Origin of the sequence: Pseudomonas coronafaciens pv. oryzae str. 1_6 (genome assembly GCF_000156995.2) — a bacterium.
GTDB lineage: Bacteria > Pseudomonadota > Gammaproteobacteria > Pseudomonadales > Pseudomonadaceae > Aquipseudomonas > Aquipseudomonas tremae.
Window position 1 is genome coordinate 2841293 of the sequence record NZ_CP046035.1, and the last position, 20692, is coordinate 2861984.

At 56.1% G+C, this 20692-nt stretch carries 19 protein-coding genes, 1 tRNA gene and 2 pseudogenes; 7 read left to right on the plus strand and 15 right to left on the minus strand.

Annotated features, from left to right (window positions below):
* Positions 1–273: 273 nt before the first annotated feature.
* Positions 274–1017, minus strand: coding sequence for a lytic polysaccharide monooxygenase auxiliary activity family 9 protein (locus POR16_RS12845; RefSeq protein WP_024670046.1), 744 nt, complete (start codon positions 1015–1017; stop codon positions 274–276).
* A gap of 600 nt (positions 1018–1617) precedes the next feature.
* The gene (gene xopAH, locus POR16_RS12850) at positions 1618–2583 is read right to left on the minus strand and encodes a XopAH/AvrB family type III secretion system effector (protein ID WP_005892602.1); all 966 of its coding nucleotides are present in this window, start codon (positions 2581–2583) and stop codon (positions 1618–1620) included.
* Positions 2584–2909: 326 nt separating this feature from the next.
* Between xopAH and POR16_RS12855 the strand changes: the two genes are divergently transcribed.
* From POR16_RS12855 to POR16_RS27065, 4 genes and pseudogenes are all read left to right on the plus strand, one after another.
* Positions 2910–3763, plus strand: a protein-coding gene (locus POR16_RS12855) for an IS5 family transposase (RefSeq protein ID WP_122381289.1) whose coding sequence is annotated in 2 segments (ribosomal slippage) — positions 2910–3252 and positions 3252–3763 — 855 coding nt in all. Because the reading frame shifts where the segments join, the coding sequence is not laid out codon by codon here.
* A gap of 38 nt (positions 3764–3801) precedes the next feature.
* Positions 3802–4148: pseudogene (locus POR16_RS12860) on the plus strand (hypothetical protein).
* A 311-nt stretch (positions 4149–4459) separates the two neighbouring features.
* The gene (locus POR16_RS12865; protein ID WP_223810544.1) at positions 4460–4747 is read left to right on the plus strand and encodes a papain-like cysteine protease family protein; all 288 of its coding nucleotides are present in this window, start codon (positions 4460–4462) and stop codon (positions 4745–4747) included.
* Between the two features lie 111 nt (positions 4748–4858).
* Positions 4859–5311: a type III effector gene (locus tag POR16_RS27065; RefSeq protein ID WP_162010096.1), complete on the plus strand. Its 453-nt coding sequence runs from the start codon at positions 4859–4861 to the stop codon at positions 5309–5311.
* A 227-nt stretch (positions 5312–5538) separates the two neighbouring features.
* Here POR16_RS27065 and POR16_RS12875 read toward each other — a convergent pair whose 3' ends face one another.
* Genes POR16_RS12875 through POR16_RS12885 form a run of 4 tightly spaced genes read right to left on the minus strand, consistent with a single transcriptional unit; the run spans position 5539 to position 7824 of the window.
* Positions 5539–6654, minus strand: coding sequence for an SGNH/GDSL hydrolase family protein (locus POR16_RS12875; RefSeq protein WP_234887609.1), 1116 nt, complete (start codon positions 6652–6654; stop codon positions 5539–5541).
* Positions 6647–6778 carry a hypothetical protein gene (locus POR16_RS26805; protein WP_255871070.1) on the minus strand — a complete coding sequence of 44 codons (132 nt, stop codon included), beginning with the start codon at positions 6776–6778 and terminating at the stop codon, positions 6647–6649. Before POR16_RS26805 ends, POR16_RS12875 begins: the two co-directional genes overlap by 8 nt.
* On the minus strand, positions 6775–6984 hold the full coding sequence (locus tag POR16_RS12880; RefSeq protein ID WP_032618818.1) for a hypothetical protein: 210 nt from the start codon (positions 6982–6984) through the stop codon (positions 6775–6777). The genes POR16_RS26805 and POR16_RS12880 overlap by 4 nt, the downstream gene beginning before the upstream one ends.
* Positions 6985–7029: 45 nt before the next feature.
* Entirely contained in the window at positions 7030–7824 is a 795-nt protein-coding gene (locus POR16_RS12885) for a DNA adenine methylase (protein WP_154897057.1), read from the minus strand.
* On the opposite strand from POR16_RS12885, the pseudogene POR16_RS26600 reads away from it, so the two are divergent.
* Positions 7815–7961: pseudogene (locus POR16_RS26600) on the plus strand (integrase); the annotation flags it as partial. The gene POR16_RS12885 and the pseudogene POR16_RS26600 overlap by 10 nt on opposite strands.
* Positions 7962–8060: 99 nt before the next feature.
* Here the strand turns inward: POR16_RS26600 and POR16_RS12890 are convergent.
* From POR16_RS12890 to POR16_RS12910, 5 genes are all read right to left on the minus strand, one after another.
* Positions 8061–8134: transfer RNA gene (locus tag POR16_RS12890), tRNA-Cys, on the minus strand.
* 209 nt (positions 8135–8343) lie between these two features.
* The gene (locus POR16_RS12895) at positions 8344–10068 is read right to left on the minus strand and encodes a tannase/feruloyl esterase family alpha/beta hydrolase (RefSeq protein WP_122381160.1); all 1725 of its coding nucleotides are present in this window, start codon (positions 10066–10068) and stop codon (positions 8344–8346) included.
* 376 nt (positions 10069–10444) lie between these two features.
* Entirely contained in the window at positions 10445–11845 is a 1401-nt protein-coding gene (locus tag POR16_RS12900) for an LLM class flavin-dependent oxidoreductase (RefSeq protein ID WP_005892588.1), read from the minus strand.
* A gap of 4 nt (positions 11846–11849) precedes the next feature.
* A complete protein-coding gene (locus POR16_RS12905) occupies positions 11850–12290 on the minus strand; it encodes a hypothetical protein (RefSeq protein WP_005892587.1) in 441 nt (146 codons plus the stop codon).
* A 14-nt stretch (positions 12291–12304) separates the two neighbouring features.
* Positions 12305–13507: an SfnB family sulfur acquisition oxidoreductase gene (locus tag POR16_RS12910; protein ID WP_024669287.1), complete on the minus strand. Its 1203-nt coding sequence runs from the start codon at positions 13505–13507 to the stop codon at positions 12305–12307.
* Between the two features lie 374 nt (positions 13508–13881).
* Between POR16_RS12910 and POR16_RS12915 the strand changes: the two genes are divergently transcribed.
* Positions 13882–15120, plus strand: a complete 1239-nt coding sequence (locus POR16_RS12915; protein WP_024669288.1) for an acyl-CoA dehydrogenase family protein — start codon at positions 13882–13884, stop codon at positions 15118–15120.
* 11 nt (positions 15121–15131) lie between these two features.
* Here the strand turns inward: POR16_RS12915 and POR16_RS12920 are convergent, their stop codons facing one another.
* The 4 genes from POR16_RS12920 to POR16_RS12935 are packed head-to-tail and all read right to left on the minus strand — an operon-like array spanning position 15132 to position 19709.
* The gene (locus POR16_RS12920) at positions 15132–16118 is read right to left on the minus strand and encodes an ABC transporter permease (protein WP_005892579.1); all 987 of its coding nucleotides are present in this window, start codon (positions 16116–16118) and stop codon (positions 15132–15134) included.
* A complete protein-coding gene (locus tag POR16_RS12925; RefSeq protein WP_005892576.1) occupies positions 16115–17119 on the minus strand; it encodes an ABC transporter permease in 1005 nt (334 codons plus the stop codon). Before POR16_RS12925 ends, POR16_RS12920 begins: the two co-directional genes overlap by 4 nt.
* On the minus strand, positions 17106–18689 hold the full coding sequence (locus POR16_RS12930) for a sugar ABC transporter ATP-binding protein (protein WP_005892573.1): 1584 nt from the start codon (positions 18687–18689) through the stop codon (positions 17106–17108). The genes POR16_RS12925 and POR16_RS12930 overlap by 14 nt, the downstream gene beginning before the upstream one ends.
* A 15-nt stretch (positions 18690–18704) precedes the next feature.
* On the minus strand, positions 18705–19709 hold the full coding sequence (locus tag POR16_RS12935; RefSeq protein ID WP_024691283.1) for a sugar ABC transporter substrate-binding protein: 1005 nt from the start codon (positions 19707–19709) through the stop codon (positions 18705–18707).
* Between the two features lie 304 nt (positions 19710–20013).
* Between POR16_RS12935 and POR16_RS12940 the strand changes: the two genes are divergently transcribed.
* The gene (locus POR16_RS12940; protein ID WP_005892566.1) at positions 20014–20442 is read left to right on the plus strand and encodes a VirK family protein; all 429 of its coding nucleotides are present in this window, start codon (positions 20014–20016) and stop codon (positions 20440–20442) included.
* Positions 20443–20692: the final 250 nt, after the last annotated feature.

The following is a 20692-nucleotide window of genomic DNA, read 5'->3' on the forward strand; positions in this document are numbered from 1 at the left end:
GTTTTTCAGATTTCTCGCTGATAGCAGGCTCAAAGTGGCACCACGCGCTTAACCGGCTTAGAAGAACGTTGTCGGCGGTCTAATGGGCCAGCGAGTATCACGCAAGATAGCCAGAAATTCTTGGCACCTAGAACCTTGATCCGGACACCAAGACTTTCCGAGAACGGGTGCGCGGCAGCTTTACGCTAATGCGGTCGCCCCGAGCAAGTTCCTGTACATGTGCCAGGGGAGCGCATCAAATCGTCAAGCTGTCCGTCGTAACTAAAACAGACCTTACGCCCCAAAATCGACATCAAACGCTTGGTAAAAGGCTTTATCAGTTTCGGCAATGATCCAGGCGAGAAGAATGACATGGTGCCCGTGTTTATCGTCAGGCAGTGTTACTGATGAAGTCTTTTTCGGCTGTAGCTCGTTCCTGTGCTCACTGAAAGGACTCAAATCAGAAACATCACTCCACATTAACCCGTCTTGCGAGTTAGCGTTGAAGTGGTTATCAGACACGTAGTTCTTCCCCTTGAAGTCAGCTCGGGTAAGAGGTGTACTTTCATCCCAGCCCTCTTTGGTAATAAACCACCGGTAGCCGCGCGTCAAATGTTCAGCGTGATACACCCATTCAATTTTAAATTCGGCTCCTCTGGTGACGCTCAAGCGAGGCCACTTATCGGCATAACCTTTACCGTTTTTCTTTATTTCTTCAATAATCCCGTTATCCGTAAGGTTTACACGTGCCCACCTACCACTATTCCCGCCACTGAGTATAAGCCCATCTGCTGGGGGATCAGTAAGCGTAGAAGTTAAGTCGACAGGTACATCGACACGAGGGAAATCGTGTGCGTAACCATAGGTCAGGTCGGGAAAGTTTTTGCCTCCTTCCATGGAGACCACTTCCCATTCCAGTAGCAGCTCTTTCTCCATGGCATAAGAACCACGGGATGCTGGGCTTATTACCCTGCCGTGCCTGGGGCGCGCGGTATCAGATTCATTCATTTCCATACCCTCAGTTGTCGAATCAGGCATGCCTTGCCTGTTGCACAATTGAGTACTTACTTTCGTAAAGCGGATAGCTAGCAGTTCAACCAGTAGAATTTTCGGTGGAAATATGAGGTGCATAGCGCTTCGCCAAAAGTCGCAGGCTCTTTTTACCACTGCCTGGTGCTACCGGCCAGGCAACAGCGTTCACTTTCGCCGACCAATAAAAAACCCCGCAGACGTTAATCTACGGGGCTTTGAATAGTGGAGGCCGAGGTCGGAATCGAACCGGCGTAGGCGGATTTGCAATCCGGCCATGAAACACAATCAGGCTGCGGCCTGTGGCGATATTTGGTTCCGAAATAGAAGCAAAAAAAGTCCTCTGGAGGCCCCGTGGAATGCGGACTCTACTTTTTATTTCGGAACTGATTTTCCCCCTTCCCGGCGTCCTGCCGACGAACACCACTCCCCAAACCTGAATGACCTACAGAACCACCGACGCGCAGTCAGCGCCAAATGCGCAACCTCAAAATAAACGTTCTCACTATGCAGGCATACTTATATTTTTTACAGAAAACCTGTTATAGAGAGCGCTTTTATTCTGAGAATGCACATCAGGTGATAAATTTAATATAGATTAACTCAATATTAAAAGCAATCAGAATCTAGCAAGCTTACGTATTTGCCTACGAACTCCTCTTCTCCGCTGAGCATTGCTTCTATATCAGAAACCTTACCATTTCGAAAAGGCGGTAGCTCTATACCATGTGCGCTAGCTATAGCCCTAGCTGCAAACTCGGCCTTGGCAGCACTACCTCGTTGGTCAGGCATTGCACTCGCAGCCCACCAATGAGTGCGGGCTATCAGGTCTATCAAATCGGCTCGCCTTAAGTCGGAAGATGTAGCTCGCCTGTAAAGATTATTTAAATGATTTTTTATAATAGGTAAATAGTAAGCATCTGTATGGTCGATTCTATCGGGATTATATCTGCGCAAATGCTGTTCAATTGCCTCTGCGCCTAGTTCTCTTCTCAGTTGCGCTACACGCCCTCTCAGATATGCAGTATCTGTCGCAACGCGAAAAGTGTTAAGTGGAATAATATTTCCATTGAGACGTGCTGTTTGGCGGTAGGCCTTAACATGCAGATCGCCAAACAAATTGTCCCTCATTGTTTCATCGCGTGCATCCTTGTGACTAACAACCCTGGCAATGACAGACTTATAAGGTTTAACTAAGGGGGTTACTGCGTCTGTATTGGACGTCCTTTCAGAGGCAAACGCAGAATAGGACGGTGCTCCTCTCTGCAACTTTGAAAGTCGCCATTCAGTTGCGCGCCCCCATAGTTCATCAAAAGACGTGATCCTGCCACTGGAAATTTCACCTCCAGCAGAACGAATTGAGTTGTACATGCTCTGACAATACGCCCTATTTTCGGGAGTGCTCGACTTACTGGAATCGTCAGGCCAGCGCGCTGCACCAATTAAGCATTGATCGTAGACCTGCAATTGTCTTGCCGCTGGGCCGGGAAGTGCTCTGAAAAACGTACGAGAAGCGTCATTAAAAGAAGCCTGCGGAGAAAGCATTGGGTTGCCTTTTGACGAGACGCAGCCCATGAATAATTACCTCACTTTTTTTGCTATGCATTAACGCTAATGCACTCGAGTGTGTTAAATCACCATATAACCATTCATATGGTGGACTTTTTTAATTTGCCGTGCCTGTGTGGCAATTAGTCCGAATTCGGTTCCACGAGACTGCCAAATTTGGAAATTGGCTATGCCACCTTTGGAGACGGCCTTGTGAAGTTAGCGGGTTATTTGAACTCAACCCCGAAACGCTATAGGACGTAGGTGACCTGTACGGGCGCTGAGCTTGCTAGGTTTTGTACGAAAAGTCGGTAGGGGGGTAGAATTGCCGCCATGATTGGCTGGAGGCTCTCATGGCAAAGCGTTACGAACTCTCCGACGCATCGTGGGAATTGATCAAGGATCTGGTTTCCCCCGAGCAGAAAATGGGTCGCCCACGTAGTGATGATCGTCTGGTACTCCACGGAATCCTTTGGATTTTGTGCTCAGGTGCTGCCTGGCGTGATCTGCCGGAACGCTTTGGGCCTTGGTCGACGGTGTATCAGCGTTTTCGTGACTGGCGCGATGACGGTACGTTCGAGCGAATACTGGAGCGCTTGCACATTCGACTCAACCAGGAAGGGCTGATCGATCTGGACACCTGGATGATCGACTCCACGGCGGTACGTGCAACCCGAGCCTCTTCAGGCGCCGGGAAAAAGGGGGGCCTGAAGAACCGCTAGACCATGCTCTGGGACGCAGTCGAGGCGGCCTGACAACCAAGATTCATATGGTTTGCGACGCTAATGGCGTGCCATTGCGCTTCATGCTTTCACCGGGACAAGCCAGCGATATCGCACACGCCCAGCCGTTGCTGGATCAGGTGCGCATTCCCGGTAAGCCGGGGCGACCACGAAAGCGCAGTAGATGGTTACTGGCTGACAAAGGTTATGACGCAGAACACCTGCGTTACTACTGCGACCGTTACCGAATACAGCCTGTGATCCCGCTACGCGCCATGCCACGCAAACCCCGACCTGGCTTGCCCCGACTCTTTGATCGTCCAAAGTATCGGCAGCGCAACATCATTGAGCGGATGTTTGGCTGGCTAAAAGAGAACCGCCGAATCGGCAATCGCTACGACAAGCTGGCCAAGAGCTACGCAGCCATGGTCACGCTGGCCTGCAGCCTACGTTGTATGCGGCAATACTTTTCGTACAAAACCTAAAAACTGTATACCCATACAGTAATTGAGAATCACTCATCATGAACATCGACTACGCCGAAGACTGGCCTTTCTGCCCCACGGAGGAGCAGATGCTCAAGCAACATGCGCACTTGGTCTCAGAAGAGAACAGGCTGCTGCGAGATGAAGTAGACCGATATCGGAGACACTTCACCAAGCTGATCAACATGCACAACGACGCAGCGCTCGAGCGTGACAAACTCAGGGTCAAGCTGAGAGACGCAGAAAGCCGGATATCCGACCCCTGCGCGACGCTTGTGACTCATGGAAAACTATCAACTCCCAGAAGTACGTCATCGACCAGTATCGTGAAGTTATGAGAGTTGCAGGTATCGGCCCGGAAAGATGGGGTGGCCAAGATAGGTGAGCCCCTGAAGTATTGGATCCAAGTTAGGGCTGGAACCATTTTAACCTCTGTGACCACTGATTTGTCATTCAATAAGCCGCAGAGGTGCAAAATGCAAGTCGGACTCAGTGTGACACGACATATCCCGTCCAGTAACGAAGCGCATTCGGTTAAGGCACGTGCCCTTCGTTCCTCAGGGAGAGGAGCGAATGGGATGTTGGTATGCCTGTGCAAGAATGGTTGGGCATACCGTTGAGGCAGGACCTCGACTAGGATTGCCAGAACTCTAAAGTCCGCGTTCCGGCCACGCCCAGCTCCAGGATTTCTCTGATGTGGAGCAGTTCATCCAGAACGAAGGTTTATCTAGGGTAGACCTACCCGCCAACAGGGAATTTTCACACGAAGAACTAGGGGAACTTCTCTACAGGCATGGCCCAATTATTTTTGGGTGGCAGACTCCAAGTAACAGTTGGCATATGTCAGTTCTTACAGGTGTCGATCCAGCTTCCTCTAAGATAATCTTCCACGATCCTCGTCATGGACCTAACTTTATGATGCCAATTAGCGAATTCAACCAACGTCTAGCGTGGCAGGTCCCACACGCAATGCTCTATCGGTAAGTCGCCCTATGGATTTGTCAAAAGTCAGACCGCAACAACTAACCGCTGTGATAAACACTGCGCTAAAGAGGGTATATACCAATGGGAAACATCTGTGTAGGCGGGTCATCGATGGCCCATCAGGTGAACTCACCAGACCGGGTTAGCAACAACTCAGATGACCCAAATCACGTTACCCCCGATCAATTCCTGAGCGTCAGACACCAATTGGTGGACTCTTCTGGCCTGACTAGAGAGCAGAATTACTTCATTAATCATCGAGGTTCTTTAAGTCTGCGAAGTAGCCACAACAATCTCTACGAACGTACTCAACGTATGCTTGATAGGGCGACTATACAGCATAGATTTATGTCAGGACTTTCAGTACTCTCTCTAGGATCGCAACCCCATGAAGACGTTGCCAAAATGCGTGAATATATATCTGAATGGAGTAACATGCGCATATCTGTGCAAAATGAAATGAACGCTAATTCAGACTCTTCAGAGAGTTACGCTCAGATTACAAACCCAGACGGGCTTGATCGCCAGTACATTCTGAGACCTAGCCCTTACGGAAATCGGTAATAACCTCAGGCATTGTGCGACTTCAGAAAGCAAGTCGTACACTGCCTGTATAGATGGCGAGACTTTGCTTAGTTTTTTACGAAATATGGTCGATAGGCAGATATAGGCTTGGAAGCTAAATCTCTCGAGTGTAGGCGCAGATCCCGAGCTTGTTTTGGAAGGAGTTAGACAATTCAAGAGTTAAGATCCGCCGTTCATACCTGAGGCCGTCCTAATGGAGCCATTCTTTAGATTTTACGAATCCCGAACTGTGCGACCTTGGCCATCGAGTTCTGCGCAATGCCAGCGGCCAGGTACAGCCCCATCCGTGAGGTGATCACCGTTTCAGTCAGATCAACCGTACCGCGCTGCGTCTCCAGCTGCCCGGAGAAGCTTGCCGGCATGGTGAACGGCTCTTGGTACTTGTCCATCGACCGATAATAGAACGTGGACGAAGCACCGCTGACCGTCTTGGTGGTGATCAATTCAGCCTCCCAAGCCAGAATGCCACGCGACGAACCAATGATTTCCACCGCCGACACCATTTCGATAACATCGCCGGCCGCTAGGTTGGTCTGTACCACGTTGGCCGTGGGTTGCATGTAGATGTAACCGCCCGCCGCCGCCATGTTGCCACCCAGCTCGATGCACTGCGCCTCGCCATACGCGGCAGGTTCCTTGAACCAGCGGGTGGTAATGCCGTTCAGGCCTGAGCCCACGGCCTTGTAGCCGTCCGCCAGCACCGAACCAGCCACGGCATTCACGGCAGCCGGTAGCGTCCCGCCAGTGCCAGCCAGCAGAGGATTGGCATTCAGGCAGCCGAACGGGCGAATGGCCGAGTAAATGTCGCCAGCGTCCGTTGGTAGCGGGATGCCAGGAAATTCGAAGTTGGCGGTGATGATCGGCACCACTCGCGAACTGATGAAATCGGCACCGAGGATGTTCGGGTGCAGGCCTTCCACGGTCATGGCCTCGGTGAAGCCGTCCCAAATGTTCACCACAGGTACGAACTGGCTGACGTAATTCAGCACCCAGTCTTTGTAGGCGATCGCATCGGTCAGGGCCTGCCCGGTCAGAGCACGGCTGCCGAAGCGCGGCGTACCAGTGCCGACGATCAGGTACTTGTCAGGCGTGTTCAGGAACGCGGTGACGATCTTCATCACGTTGGCTTTCGTATCGGCGAGGCTCATACCCGCCGTGGTGCTGTCGTTGGTGCGTGACAGCAGCAGCCACAGGTCAGCCGTAGACGAGGCAATGCAGGCCGGTAGCCTGGCCAGGAACTGCCCGGTGTGGTCGCCGAGCTTGCCTTGATCGTCCAGGTAGCTGGGAAACAGGCCGGTGCGCGTCGCGATCATGCTAGCCATAGGCCTCAGTGCCGAACGCGGTCGCCGCGATGATGTGGCAATTGCCCGAGAAGCTATCGCCGAGCAGGCCCAGGCCGCGTCGGATCGGCTGGCGCTGAGGGACGGGATTTACCAGAAGGCTCATGCGTATACCTCAAACGCAACGCCAGCAGCGGGCACGATGCGGATCGTCGCCGGCGGAAAGCTCAACTGATAGGCACCGTCTTTCCAGAACGTGTCGGTGTTGATCCAGCTGTCAGCAGCCTGGATCTGGACTGACACCGAACCGCCGTTCGCCTTAACTGCCAGCGTGACTTTCCTAGTGCGGTCGTAGGTTCTTGTTTGATCGATGTCTGCATTTTGCCTCCAAAGTACATAAAAATAAGGCGCGAAGCCTTAGAAAAAGCCCCCAAACGCAGACGGCTCCCAATTCATTATTACGAGCTCTCTACTGACCACGCTCTTGGGTTGTCGCTGATTCGAAGGGGTGTAGCGAATATCCACCAGCTCAAAATGGAAGCCGTCAAAAACCTTCCTGATGTCAGGGTGATCGTTGATGCTCACCATCACCTTTCCTTTACATCTCCGCATGAAGTCGGCCATTCGCTCGTAGTTTTCGAACGGGAAATCCACGCCATAGCCAGCGGTTTTCCAATACGGGGGATCCATGTAGTGAAAGGTGTGGGCACGGTCGTAACGCTCGGCGCAGTCCAGCCAAGGAAGGTTTTCGACATACGTGCCAGAAAGCCTCTGCCAAGCAGCGGAAAGGTTTTCCTCGATCCTCAGCAGATTTATGGCAGGACCAGTTGTCGCGGTCCCGAATGTCTGGCCAGTAACTTTGCCTGCGAAGGCGTGATGCTGGAGATAGAAAAATCGGGCGGCTCGCTGAATATCGGTGAGAGTTTCAGGGCGGGTCGTTTTTTGCCATTCGAACACTTGCCTGGAGCTAAGCGCCCATTTGAACTGGCGTACAAATTCTTCGAGATGGTTTTGCACCACCCGGTACAAGCTAACCAGCTCGCCGTTGATGTCGTTCAGAGCTTCAACAGGGGCGGCCTGAGGTCGCATGAAGTACAGCGCGGCTCCACCAGCGAAAACTTCGATATAGCATTCATGTGGCGGGAAAAGGGGGATAAGCCGGTCGGCGAGGCGGCGCTTGCCGCCCATACAGGGAATAATTGGAATTCCAATTCAAGGATATCAGGCCGAAAGCCGCGTCCGAGATCTCCGATATCGCAGACGCCAGCTTGTTGCTGGGCCACTCCAAACAGGAGATAACGAAGCGTGTTTACCGCCGGATCGGTGCCGTCGCGCAGCCCTCAAAGTGAGAAAGTTTCGGAACTCCACCCCTCAAAGTTTCGGAACCTCTCACTTTCCAGCAGCCAATAAAAAACCCCGCAGACGTTAATCTACGGGGCTTTGAATAGTGGAGGCCGAGGTCGGAATCGAACCGGCGTAGGCGGATTTGCAATCCGCTGCATAACCATTTTGCTACTCGGCCTCATACGTCGAATGCTGTACTGCAACATCAACGCTTTTGAACTGCATGGGAAACCACTATTTCTTTGGCTTCCAACCCATTGAATCTTAAGGGTTTTTTTCAATTCCTCGTTCAGGAATGGACGCAATTCTCTACTGGTTCGGATGCCATGTCAAGAACGAGGAGAAAATAATTCACCTGACAGGCATCCTTACTGCCCACTTTCGTGGCTAGAGATCCCGGGCGGTGTACGGCTGAAAAAAGCCTGAGCCTATCCACTGCGGGGTCTTTTCTGTGGTCAGTGGCTCTGCGCGCTGATAGCTGCGTGCGTTTTTCGAGTAGCCTTTGTGATCGTATTCGGCCATGAACGGGTATGGAAAGACCTTGCGCGTGCGGCCACGGTTTGCGACGTTGTCGTTGATCAGAAACGTCGGCAGCGGCTGTTGCGTCCGAGGCCGGCCCTTGGCGGTGTTGCCAGACCTGGCCTGCCGGGCGACGATTGCATCCGGTGCATAGCCACTTTCGACCCAGGCCATCATCGGTGTGAGCAGATCGACCACGCTCGGCCCTTCCCCGCTGCCACAGTGATAGACGCCAGGCAACATGTACAAGCGTTCGAAGGTCTCTGTGCGAGTCTTGCCCATCTTTGCCTCGACGGCCTCTTGATAAGCCAGAGTATTGAGTGGCGAGATATTCGGGTCGGCCCAGCCGTGCCAAAGGATCAGCTTACCGCCTTGATTTGCAAAAGGAGACAGGTCCGGGTTGGTGGCGTCATATAGAGGATGCAGCGGGCGCAGTTTATCAAACGTACTTTTGTCAAAGCTCAACGTATTCAGATCAACGTCCGAAACGGGGTTTTTCTCGAACACAAGATTGCGGATTGCCTCCTTCGCCGCTTTTTGGCTGTAGACAGTCTGGTTGGCCGTGACTGGCACGAATACGCCGGCCCAAGCCAGTTCAGAACCAGGCTGCGGGCCACCGAGGGTCAACCGCTCGCCACTGGCAGGATCCCTTGGGCCGCCATAGAAGTGTCTGACCGCAGCCACTTCCGGCTCGCTGAGGCAGTTGCCGGTGTTCGTAGATGTCTTGCACTGCAACACCGCCGGGTCGAAGTCACAGATACGTGGGTCAGAGACGAGCCCGTCGATCTGCCCGTCCAGCACATCACACTTGGCCAGTACCGCGCTGTGCAGCAGCGGCAACTTTGCAGCCAACAGAATCGGTTTGCCATCAGGCCCGGTATTGGATCGGGCCATCCAGCCGTGATACAGCGTTTTCTGGACCTGAAAGTTCAATGCAGGCGCTCCGGCGATAATGCCGTTGAAGTCGTCCGGGTAGCGCTGGGCCTCGATCAAAGCTTCGCGCCCGCCATCGGAACACCCCGAGAAATAGGCATATTCCGGTTTTTGGCCATAGAAAGCAGTCATCAGTTTTTTGGAGGCCAGCGCTGTCAGGTGAACGCCACGATGGGCGAAATCAGCTCGTTTCTGCGGATCATCGCCGAATGTCGCATCGGATGCCTGATGACCCATATCGGTTGACGCCACCGCAAACGCTCCTGTCCTCAGCGGTTTGCAGCCCTCTGCGACGCGCACTGTTGTGCTTATATTGCCGCATAGCCCACCGCACCCGACCTGCAGGTAGCGCTGCGCCCAGGTGTTGATGGGCAACTCCAGCCTGAAACCAATCTCCGGCGCCAGCCGGCCTTCTACCGCACAGACGGCGACGCCCTCACGGGTGGACTCGCCGGCCGACACCACGCTGCTGCCGTGCCCGCCGATATCGTCGAGTACCACGCGAGTCAGTGCAGAACAGCCCATGATCGGTTTGATCACCGGCAGCCTGGCAACCTTGTCAGCGGAGCCTGCTGGAAGCGGTTTGGCCTGAACCTGAAAGATGGCCGAACCGGTCAACAGGATCAGGACGCAGACGCACTTCGGTAAGCTTGGTTTCATGAGAACTCCTGTTCATGAAGAATCAAAAACCGCAGCGCGCGTCATCAATGACCGCACTGTCGGTAAGGGTAAAACGTTTAAGTACCCGAGAAATTCAAAGACTAGTAGAGAAATCATCAGGGTTGCTCCAGACGTCTGCAGCAGTGCCGAGCGATTCGCTGGAAACAAGGCACGGTCTGTGGAGGGACTAATACGCAGCCAACGAGAACAGTCCTGCCGCAGGCAGGACCAGACTCGAGAACTTGATGAAGTGGGTTACACGCTGGAGTTGTGAGTGCCCACGCTGCGCCGAGCACTGAGAATAGGGCGCGGAACGTCCAGAACTGCGCTCCCACGCGGAGCGCGGGAACGAGTATCAAAATGCGTCACGCAGTTGTCAGGCAATCTCCGCATGGCGGTTGCGATTCAGCGCAGCGAGGTCGCGAAACGCCGCTCCCGGATGACCCGCTTCCAGACGTGGCCCTTCGCCAAACAACTTCTCGCGCAAGGTGCCTTTGGCGTACTCGGTTTTATAAACCCCGCGCTTCTGTAATTCCGGCACCAGAAGGTCGACCGCATCGACGAACGTCTCATGGGTCAGCGCATAAGCGAGGTTGAAGCCATCGACATCTGTCTCTTCAACCCACTCCTGCAGCAGATCGGCCACGGTTTCCGGACTGCCGACAAACAACGGGCCGAAACCGCCTATACCCACCCAATCGGCCAGCGCGCGAGGCGTCCAGACAGTGTTCGGGTCAGCGGTGGAGAAGGTCTCGACAGCCGACTGGATGGCATTGGTGTGCACGTGCCGCAACGGCTCATCCGGCCTGAACTGGCTGAAGTCGATGCCAGTCCAGCCGGAAATCAACGCCATGGCCCCTTCATAACTGACCCAGCTCTTGTACTCCTCGAATTTGGCTTTCGCTTTGGCGTCTGTCTCACCCAGGATCACGGTCTGCAAGTTGAATATCAGCACGCTGGAAGGGTCTCGACCAGCCTCGGCAGTACGACGGCGAATATCGGCGACGGTCTTTTTCAGCAGCACTTTGGAAGGCGCTGCCACGAAAACACACTCGGCATGCTCGGCGGCAAACTGCTTGCCCCGGCTTGACGCGCCGGCCTGATAAAGCACAGGCGTGCGTTGCGGTGAAGGTTCGCAGAGGTGGATGCCAGGCACCTGAAAGTGTTTACCGACATGGCGAATCTCGTGGATTTTACTCGGGTCGCTGAACACTCGCCGTTCCCGGTCGCGCAGGATTGCACCGTCTTCCCAACTGCCCTCCCACAGCTTGTAGCAAACCTGCAGATACTCCTCGGCATAGTCGTAACGCGCATCGTGCTCGGTCAGAGTCTTCTGGCCCAGATTCTTAGCGCCACTTTCCAGGTAGGACGTAACGATGTTCCAGCCTGCCCGCCCCTTGGTCAGATGATCCAGCGTCGACAGGCGCCTGGCGAACGGATACGGGTGTTCGAACGACAACGATGCGGTCAACCCGAAACCCAGGTGCTCGGTGACCAGCGCCATGGGCGGAATCAACTGCAACGGGTCATTGACCGGCACCTGCGTGGCCTGACGGATCGCCGCTTCACCGTTACCACGATAGACATCGTAGATACCCAGCACATCGGCGATGAACAGGCCGTCGAACTTGCCGCGTTCAAGAATTTTCGCCAGGTCAGTCCAGTATTCCAGATCCTTGTACTGCCACGAGCGGTCACGCGGATGCGCCCAAAGCCCTGGCGACTGGTGGCCGACACAATTCATGTCGAAGGCATTGAGGCGTATTTGACGAGGCATGCGCTTACTCCTGAAGCTGTGGCGGCACTGCGCCGTTGAGGCGTTGATTGCCGATCACTTGGTAGTGCCAGCGCAAAGGTTCGCGATCGCCCCGAGCGGGCAGTGACAGATGCTGTCCGCTAAGTTCGAACTGGATGTTGCCGACCGCTTGAAGCGCGTCGGCACTGGCAATCACCGCTTCACTGCTGGCAATCAGGCGCTGTTCGGGCGTACCGACAAAGCTCTGGGCGCGCTCAAGCAGCGCTGCGGCAACTTCCAGGCGTATCTGCAGGTCGCCGATTTTGCTGATCACGTATGGGTCATCGGCTATTCGTCCGGGATCACCTTGCGCCCAGGGCTCGCTAAGCTCACGCAAGTAATCGAGGGTGTGCAGAAACCCGCGTCGGGCATGGTCCAGATCTTCGGTGGCCACCGCCAGTTGTGCGGTAATGGCAGGATGGGGCATGAGACGTTCCTTTATCAGTTCCAGGCATGACGTGGCGGTGGGATGTTGTTGAGCACCTGATTGCCGATCAGGTGGTACTTCCAGCGGGCTGGATCATGCAGCGTGTGGGTGCGGGCATTGCGCCAGTAACGGTCGAGGTTGAGCTTGCCTGAGACCGACCGAGTGCCGGCCAGCTCAAACAGCTTGCTGCTGGCGAGCAAGGCGATCTGCGCTGACAGCACTTTGGCCTGTGCAACCACCACCGACGCTTGCGCGACGCTGGCTTCGTCAGGTTCAGCCAGGGCCTGGTCGATGGCTTGCCCCGCCTTGGCCAGAATGGCGTCGGTGCCGTGCAACTGCCATTGCAGGTCGCCGATGGCGGCAATACTGAACGGGTCCTGCCAGCCGAACTCCTGCTTGCTGTCGATCCAGGGCCGCGCCAGACGCGCGTACCTGAGCGTTTCTTCGAAGGCGCCATGAGCGATGCCGGTGTCTACCGCAGCCTGGATGATCTGCGAAATAGGGCCATGAGCCGTCGGCTGATCAAACGCTTGATGCGCTGGGATTACCGCACTGACAGGCACCCGCGTAGCCTTCAGAACGGCGCCGCCACTGGCCGTGGTGCGTTGCCCGAAGCCGTCCCAGTTATCAATGATTGCCAACCCAGGGTTATCACGCTCGACAAAGGCAATGAATGCCTTGTTCTGCTCATCGACCCCCACCACCGGCACAATGTGGGCAAACAGCGCGCCTGTGCAGTAGAACTTCTCACCGTCCAGCAACGCGTGCTCACCCTCGAAACGAATGCGGGTCTGAAAGGCTCCGGCATTCTTGCTTTTCGACTCAGAGAACGCATTGCCGAAGCGATAACCAGCCAGAGCCTTGGCGAAGTAATGATGCTTTTGCTCTTCGGTGCCGGTCTGCAACAGAATGTCGAGCACACCCAGATGGTTTTGCGGAATCTGCCCGAGGGAGGAATCGGCAGCAGAAATAATCTTGATCACTTGCGCCACCGTGACGTACGAAACGCCGGCGCCACCATAGGCTTTCGGAACGGTGATGGCCCACAGGCCGCTGGCGGAGAACTCATCCAGCTCCGCAACCGGCAGACGACGTTCGCGATCACGCAGTGAGGCGTGTTCAGCAAAACGGGCAGCCAGTGCTGTGGCGACTTCAATGGCTTCAGCGTCCGAGGCAATCACGTGGGCTTTGGGAGGGTTTGGCGATGGGCTACTCATGAACAGGCTCCTGATCGTTGACGACCGGTTGATAACGCTTAACACACGTAGCCTTAGTCATTGCACAGCTCATGCCTAAAATATTTATCTTTTAAAACAATAAGTTGCTTGATCAACCTGATAATTGAAGGCAGCGCAGCGCACAAAATGCCCAAACGCTGTTGCTGGTTGAACAGTGGTTTACAGAGCGCAGTAGTGAATGTGCGGTTTGCTGACAGGCTGTTGCGCAGCTGTTGCAAGCGCAACAAGTAGGCCTGCCAAAAAATAAAATATTCATAAAATTCATACAGTTAAATTCAGGCATAAAGCATGCACTGCGCTGAACGACCCATTCACCGGCCGAGTGCCGGTCAGTTCATGCTCAGGAGCACCTCATGACGCAATCAACCCGTTCAAACCCACTGTCGCTGGGCACCGATTATGAAAAGCTGGCAAATCGTTTCCGGCCAATCTTCAGGGAGATCAGCGCTGGCGCCGTAGAGCGTGAAAAAGCCCGCGCCCTGCCCTATGAACCGATAGCCTGGCTAAAGAAGGCAGGTTTCGGTGCCGTGCGTGTACCCGTAGAGTACGGCGGCGCTGGCGCCTCGGTCGGCCAGCTGTTTCAACTGTTGATAGAGCTGGCCGAGGCCGACTCGAACATCCCGCAAGCTTTACGGGCGCATTTCGCTTTTGTCGAAGACCGGCTGAATGCGCCGCCAGGTGCAGAACGCGACACCTGGTTCGCGCGCTTTGTAGCGGGTGATCTGGTGGGCAATGGCTGGACCGAGATAGGCGCGGTAAAAATCGGCGACGTAATCACCAAGGTCAGCCCCCGGCCTGACGGTTTCGTACTCAACGGCAGCAAGTTCTACAGCACCGGCAGCATCTTCGCCGACTGGATCGACGTCTACGCCCAGCGTGCTGATACCGGCGCCGATGTGATCGCCGTGGTGGATGCCAGGCATGCGGGTGTACGCCACAGCGATGACTGGGACGGGTTCGGTCAACGCACCACCGGCAGCGGCACCTCGGTGTACGACAATGTGCCGTTGCCTGCGGCCCACGTGATTCCGTTCGAGGAACGCTTCAAATATCAGACGGCCTTTTATCAATTGGTGCTGCTGGCGGTGCTGGCAGGCATTGGCCGGGCAGTCGAACGCGATATCGCTCAAGAGGTGCGCGATCGCAAACGCATCTTCAGCCACGGCAATGCGGGCAGCGTCAGCCAGGATTCACAGGTGCAGCAGGTGGTCGGTCAGATCGCAGCGCAGGTATACGCCGCCGAGGCCGCAACGTTACGCTCCGCCGAGCCTTTGCAGCGTGCGTATGTGGCACGCTTCGGCAACGACCCGCAACAGGAGAAAGACGCCAACATTGCCGCCGAAATCGAGACCGCCAAGGCGCAAGTAATTGTCTCTGAACTGGTGCTGCGTTCTGCCACCGAGCTGTTCAACGCATTGGGCGCCTCGGGCGTCAGTATCGACAAATCACTGGATCGCCACTGGCGCAATGCGCGCACAGCGGCATCGCACAACCCGCTGATCTACAAGGCGCGCATTGTCGGCGACTGGCGCATCAACGGCACCGAGCCGCCTTTTGTGTGGCAGATCGGCAGCGGCACCGGCAATGCTTGAGGCACCCCGCCCTAAAGGACATTGCGCAGCAGATGGCGACTGGCAAAGCTGAACGTCAGTACCGCGAAGATCAAAGCGCCAGTCGCGACCTGCTGCCAGTAGAAGTTCCAGCCGATCAGTAACAACCCATTGGCGATGACATTAATAAGCAGCACGCCCAACAGCGTGCCTGCGATGTTAGGTCGTCCCTGACGACTAAGGGTGGTGCCGATAAACACGGCACCTATCGCATTGATCAGGTAGGCGTTGCCGGACATCGGCACGTAGGCATTTACCGTGGAACTGAGCAGAATGCCCGCGACAGAACAGGCCAGAGCACTGCCGATAAACACCAACGCAGCGATACGCCGGGTGGGCAGGCCAGAGTAATAAGCCAGTTGCGGCTGCGTGCCCACGGCAAGAATTTCGCGGCCCAGACGCCCGCGAGCCAGCACCAGGCCGTACACACTGGCCAGCAGCGCCATGACCACCAATGGCAACGGCACGCCCAGAATCGACACACTGCTGACACCCGGCAGCACACCTTGAGCGATGTAGATCGGCTGGCCGCCGTCAGACAGCAGTTGCTGCACGCTGGTGCCGATGAACAAGGTGCCCAGCGTCGCCAGAAACGGCGAAATGCGCAGTCCGGCAATCAGCAACGCATTGAATGCGCCCGCCGCAACCCCTGCGAGCAAGGCAACTACGACGCAAGCACCCAGACCATAACCGGCGTTGAGTGTCACCACAAAACCGAGGCTGGCAAAATCCAGTGCTGTACCTACCGACAGATCAATCCCCCCTGCGGCCACCGCCCAGGTCATCCCGATTGCGACGATGGCCAGCAATACGAAATTGTTCAGAACCAGACTCGACAGGTTGCCCCAGCTCAGAAAGCCCGGCGCATTGACGGCAAAAAACAGCAGGATGATCAGTACCAGCAGCGGCAGAACCGCTGGCAACAGGCGCGGCAACACTTTTACCGCCGTCGAAGGGGTGTTCAGGGTCAACGCACTCATGATTCACCTTCCTGTCGGGCAAGCACACCGGAAAACGCCACCACCATCAGAATCAACACGCCTTGCACGCCGTTGACCCAGAAGCTGGAAATGTTCAGCAACTGAAAACCGTTGATCAGAAAGCCCAGCAGTAGCGTAGCCAGCAAGGTGCCGGGGATGTTTGCGGTCAAGCGACGCGAGAACACCACCCCGAGGAATGCAATGGCCACCACCGACAGCAGCATGTCGCCTGAACCGGTGGTACTGCCGCTGAAATACGCCGCCGAGCAAAACGCAGCAATGGCCGCGCAGCCGCCGGCAATCAGGTAGCTGGCGAACACATAACGTTGCAGGCTTAAGCCTGCAGCTTTTGCTGCTTGCGGGTACTCGCCGATGGCATACAGACGCAGGCCGAACACGCTGTGCTGAATAAGCAGCCACAACAACCCCGCGACACCGAGCAGCACCCATGCGAGCGCCGGCACGCCCAGCCAGACGCCCGACGCCAGGCCGTCCAGCAGCACGGAATCGGTGGCCAGCACGGTGTTCTGCGTGAGTACCAGTTCCAGCCCGGCGATCAGGTTCATGCTGGCGAGGGTCGCCAGCAGCGGCGGCAGGCGCAACAGCACCACTGCCAGGCCATTGAACGCGCCGACCAGCAAGCCGCAGCCAAACGTCAGGGACATCGATTGCCAGGCTTCGACCCCGGCATTGTTCAAGCTGCTGTAAACCGCAGCACACAGGCCGAGATTGGCCGCCAGCGACAGGTCGAGCCCACCGCTGACCACGTTGGACCCGCCACCGATCACTACGCAGGTCAGGCCCACGGCCAGAATGCCCAACACGGCAGACTGGGCGAACACGTTGCTGATGTTGCCGGCACTGAGAAAGTTAGGCGCACTGACGGCAAATGCCAACAGAATCGCCAGAAATACCAGCACAGAGCCGCGCTGCGCCATCCTCACCAGCAGGTGTTGCGGAAGATCAACGTCCAGGTTGGCGATCACCTCATGCGTCGACATTGTCAGCCTCCTTGAGCACTGGTTCGAAATGCACTGATTTGAAAGGCGCGGGCCGCTCACTGGCATTGGTGGCACAGGCCAGTAACTCATCGCTGTCAGTGGCGTGCGACTCGAATTCGCCTGCAATTCGTCCGCGGTGCAGGACCACAATGCGCTGGGTGATGCCGATCAGTTCGGGCAGGTCCGACGACAACACCACTACAGCCGCACCGGCCTCGGCCAGCCGCGCTATCAGTCGATATATCTCGACTTTCGCGCCGATATCGACACCTACGCTGGGCTCGTCAAGCAGATATAAAGAGGAATGTCGACTCAGCCACTTGGCCAGGGCGACCTTTTGCTGGTTGCCGCCGCTAAGCAGATGAACAGCGGCATCGCTGCCGGGGGTCTTGATCGCCAGCTCACCGATCAAACGCTGGCTTTCCCGAAACTGAGCATGAGTGTCGAGCAGCCCCCAGCGGCTGAATCGTCCCAGGCTGGCCAAGGTCACGTTTTCCAGCACCGAAAGCGCCGGAGCCACGCCATGCGTCCGGCGCTCTTCGGGGACCAGCGCGATGCCGTTGCGCACCGCGTCACGAGGCGACTTCAGGCGCAAGGGCTGATTGTTCAAAAGCAACTCGCCGCGGTCAGGCTTGAGCAGTCCGAACAGGCTTTTGAGCAGTTCTTTTGCGCCTGAGCCCACCAGTCCTGTCAGGCCGAGCACTTCACCGCGCCGCACACTGAGATCAATGCCATCGTAATAACGCCCTGCCCCCAAACCGCGAAGTTGCAAGACGTTCTCGCCGGGCACGGCCTTCGCGCGAATGTACTGCTCACCTACCTCACGATTGACCATCAGCCGGGCAATCTGCGCAGTGCTGGTGGTTGCGGGATCGACCACTGCCACATCGCGACCGTTGCGCAAAACCGTAACCTGGTCACACAGCGATTCGATTTCCTGGAGGTAATGCGAGATGTACACAATGGTCAGGCCTTCATTGCGCAAGCGCCGCACGATGGCCAGCAACCGGTCCACTTCACGCTTGACCAGCGAAACGCTCGGTTCGTCGAACACCAGTACCCTTGGCCTGGCCAGCAGTGCCCGGGTGATCTGCAAAATCTGCCGCTGGGCACTGTCCAGATCGCGTATCAACGCCCCGGCTGGCAGGCGCATGGCGAAGTAGTCATCCAGCAGCCTGGCCGCTTCGCGATCCTGAGCGCGTCGGTCGACAAACAGGCCACGCTTTACTTCCTGACCGAAAAACAATGCTTCTCCGACCGTGAAGCTGCCTGGCAGCAGCCGCTCCTGATGGATGAAATGCACGCCCATCGACTCGACCTGGCCTGGTGTGACAGCCTCGAATGGCTGGCCGAGGATGCTCAGGCTCCCCGCATCTGCACGATGAATACCGGCCAGCACTTTGATCAGCGTCGATTTGCCTGCGCCGTTTTCGCCTACCAGCCCATGAATCGTCCCGGCCTCCACCCGCAAGTTGACGCCATCCAGCGCCTGGGTGGCGCCGAAGCGTTTGCTGATGCCCTTCAGGTGCAAGGCAGGCACATCTGCTGGCTGAGCCATCGCTGAAACCATGATCAATCTCCCGCTTCAGTTATCGCCCCGAAGCTTTTGCACTTCTGGCAGGTTGGCGGCAGTGGTCAGGAGCGTCGGCACCTGGGTTTCCTTGGGCAAATCGCGCTGCCCGGCAAGGTAGCGGGCGACGTTCTGCACAGCAGTCTTGCCGATCAGTACCGGTTGCTGTGCAACCACGGCCCCTATCGGCGAGTCTTCACGGCGCATCAGCTCCAGCACTTCCGGGGTGCCATCTACACCGTAGGTCTTGATCTCGGTTCGCCCTGCATCGACCAGCGCCTTGCTGGCACCCAACTGCGGAATGTCCCAAGCGGCCCAGATGGCCGATATGCTGCCTTTGGGGTACTTATTGAGCAGTGCCGACACCTGTGAATAGGCGTCCTGGACGGTATTGGGGATCACATCACGCAACTCGGGCTCGATGATGTTCATTTCAGGCTGGTCCTTGAGTGCCAGCTTGAGTTGGTCGTAGCGGATGGCGCAGACCGGCACGCCATAAAAACCGTTGAACACCAGCACATTGCCCTTTCCGCCTGCATCTTTAATCAGTTGCCCGGCCAGCGCCTTGCCCGTCGCCATGTTGTCGGAAGTGGTGTTATTGAGGCTGTACTGCGATGGCGCATCAATGGTGAACAACGGAATGCCCGCCTTGCTGATGCGCTTGAGCCAAGGATCGATCACGCTGAGCGTGCCCAGAGTCTGGATAACGGCATCGGGCTTTTGCGTGACCACGGTTTGCAGTTGATTGACCAGGTTCTTGTCGTTGCGACCGGCGTCGAGGGTGATCGGCGTGCCCCCCAAACGCTTGACCTCATCGACCTGGGCCTGAAAGGTCTTGATATCGAAATAGTGACTGGTGCCGGTCATGCTGATAGCAATGCGTTTGCCCGCCAGTGAGGGCACGTCGCTGTCGTCGGCGCGGGCCGTTGCAGCAAGGCTGGCAGCAATCAGGGTCAGCGCAAGGGCGCGCCATACGGCAGGCAATCGAATCGATTTGAAAGTCGGGACGGCATCAGGCATTCGGGTAGCTCCGCTGGCTCAGGAAAACATTCCTGTTCAGCAGTGCACAGGTCGTGCCCAAACATCTGAAGCCGCCTGCCAGCCTTGGCGGCAGGCGCGTTCCTGCCGTTGCTGCGTATTGTCTTCAGCCCAGTAGCAGGCGTCGTCCGGCGGCGTTGGAACACAGATTGCCGATTCGCTGTTGCCTGGCCAACAGCGAATCGAGGCCCACTTTAAAAGCAGCCTGTGCTAGGATTTTTCGCTGTTTTTTAACCCCCCGGACATGACTGGCTGTATCAGGCCCGTCTGCCTTACTGGAGAAGCCATGAAACGTTACTGTGCTGCGCTGCTTGTTCTGTCCCTGCCAGTTCTTGCCCACGCAAGTGATGCCCTGGTCAACTACCCTGCCCTTACCCAGGCCCTGAATACCGGCAAATCGGTGGCCGTGGCGATCGATCTGGGGCAATGCAAATCCTCGGTCGAAGGCGCAGAGCCGTCAAAGACCAAAGGCGGCAAACGCATAGATACCTACCTCATTACCGGGGACGGAACCCTGGCCTTCTCCGACACGCACTTCACCATTAGCCGCGATAACAAGCCTATCCAGCAATTCATTCGTTATCAGGTGCGCCCTGACGGTAAGGCGAGCTTCAGCATGACGACGCTGAGCGTTCCGGCTTATGAACCGGTGGGCAAAGTGGTGAGTTATGAATGCGCGATTGGCAAAGGGTTGAGCTTTTTTGCCGGGAATTGATGACAAGTCGTGAAACAGTGGGCCATCTTTAAGTCTGTCCCGGCAAGCGCCTGAGCCCATGCTGCTTTCCGAGGCGCAACGGCTGCCGGTTCGGGCAAGATGGCTCTCTGTCCGCGATATTTAGCCAACTAAGCATTAAAAACATCTTCATCCCTTGCCATTGGGGAAACTGCTTACATGGCGCCAGGCATCATGAGCAACTCAATTGATCTGGTGCCTGTCAGGCAGTCCCTTTTGCAAGGAAAACACG

What these genes read in the sequence shown, in the direction of transcription:
- POR16_RS12910 (WP_024669287.1), bottom strand. Translation starts at nt 13,507, where the DNA reads ATGAGTAGCCCATCGCCAAACCCTCCCAAAGCCCACGTGATTGCCTCG.
- POR16_RS12940 (WP_005892566.1), top strand. Translation starts at nt 20,014, where the DNA reads ATGAAACGTTACTGTGCTGCGCTGCTTGTTCTGTCCCTGCCAGTTCTT.
- POR16_RS12845 (WP_024670046.1), bottom strand. Translation starts at nt 1,017, where the DNA reads ATGCCTGATTCGACAACTGAGGGTATGGAAATGAATGAATCTGATACC.
- xopAH (WP_005892602.1), bottom strand. Translation starts at nt 2,583, where the DNA reads ATGGGCTGCGTCTCGTCAAAAGGCAACCCAATGCTTTCTCCGCAGGCT.
- POR16_RS26805 (WP_255871070.1), bottom strand. Translation starts at nt 6,778, where the DNA reads ATGAGCCTTCTGGTAAATCCCGTCCCTCAGCGCCAGCCGATCCGACGC.
- POR16_RS12915 (WP_024669288.1), top strand. Translation starts at nt 13,882, where the DNA reads ATGACGCAATCAACCCGTTCAAACCCACTGTCGCTGGGCACCGATTAT.
- POR16_RS12900 (WP_005892588.1), bottom strand. Translation starts at nt 11,845, where the DNA reads ATGCCTCGTCAAATACGCCTCAATGCCTTCGACATGAATTGTGTCGGC.
- POR16_RS27065 (WP_162010096.1), top strand. Translation starts at nt 4,859, where the DNA reads ATGGCCCATCAGGTGAACTCACCAGACCGGGTTAGCAACAACTCAGAT.
- POR16_RS12875 (WP_234887609.1), bottom strand. Translation starts at nt 6,654, where the DNA reads ATGGCTAGCATGATCGCGACGCGCACCGGCCTGTTTCCCAGCTACCTG.
- POR16_RS12895 (WP_122381160.1), bottom strand. Translation starts at nt 10,068, where the DNA reads ATGAAACCAAGCTTACCGAAGTGCGTCTGCGTCCTGATCCTGTTGACC.
- POR16_RS12920 (WP_005892579.1), bottom strand. Translation starts at nt 16,118, where the DNA reads ATGAGTGCGTTGACCCTGAACACCCCTTCGACGGCGGTAAAAGTGTTG.
- POR16_RS12930 (WP_005892573.1), bottom strand. Translation starts at nt 18,689, where the DNA reads ATGGTTTCAGCGATGGCTCAGCCAGCAGATGTGCCTGCCTTGCACCTG.
- POR16_RS12905 (WP_005892587.1), bottom strand. Translation starts at nt 12,290, where the DNA reads ATGCCCCATCCTGCCATTACCGCACAACTGGCGGTGGCCACCGAAGAT.
- POR16_RS12935 (WP_024691283.1), bottom strand. Translation starts at nt 19,709, where the DNA reads ATGCCTGATGCCGTCCCGACTTTCAAATCGATTCGATTGCCTGCCGTA.
- POR16_RS12925 (WP_005892576.1), bottom strand. Translation starts at nt 17,119, where the DNA reads ATGTCGACGCATGAGGTGATCGCCAACCTGGACGTTGATCTTCCGCAA.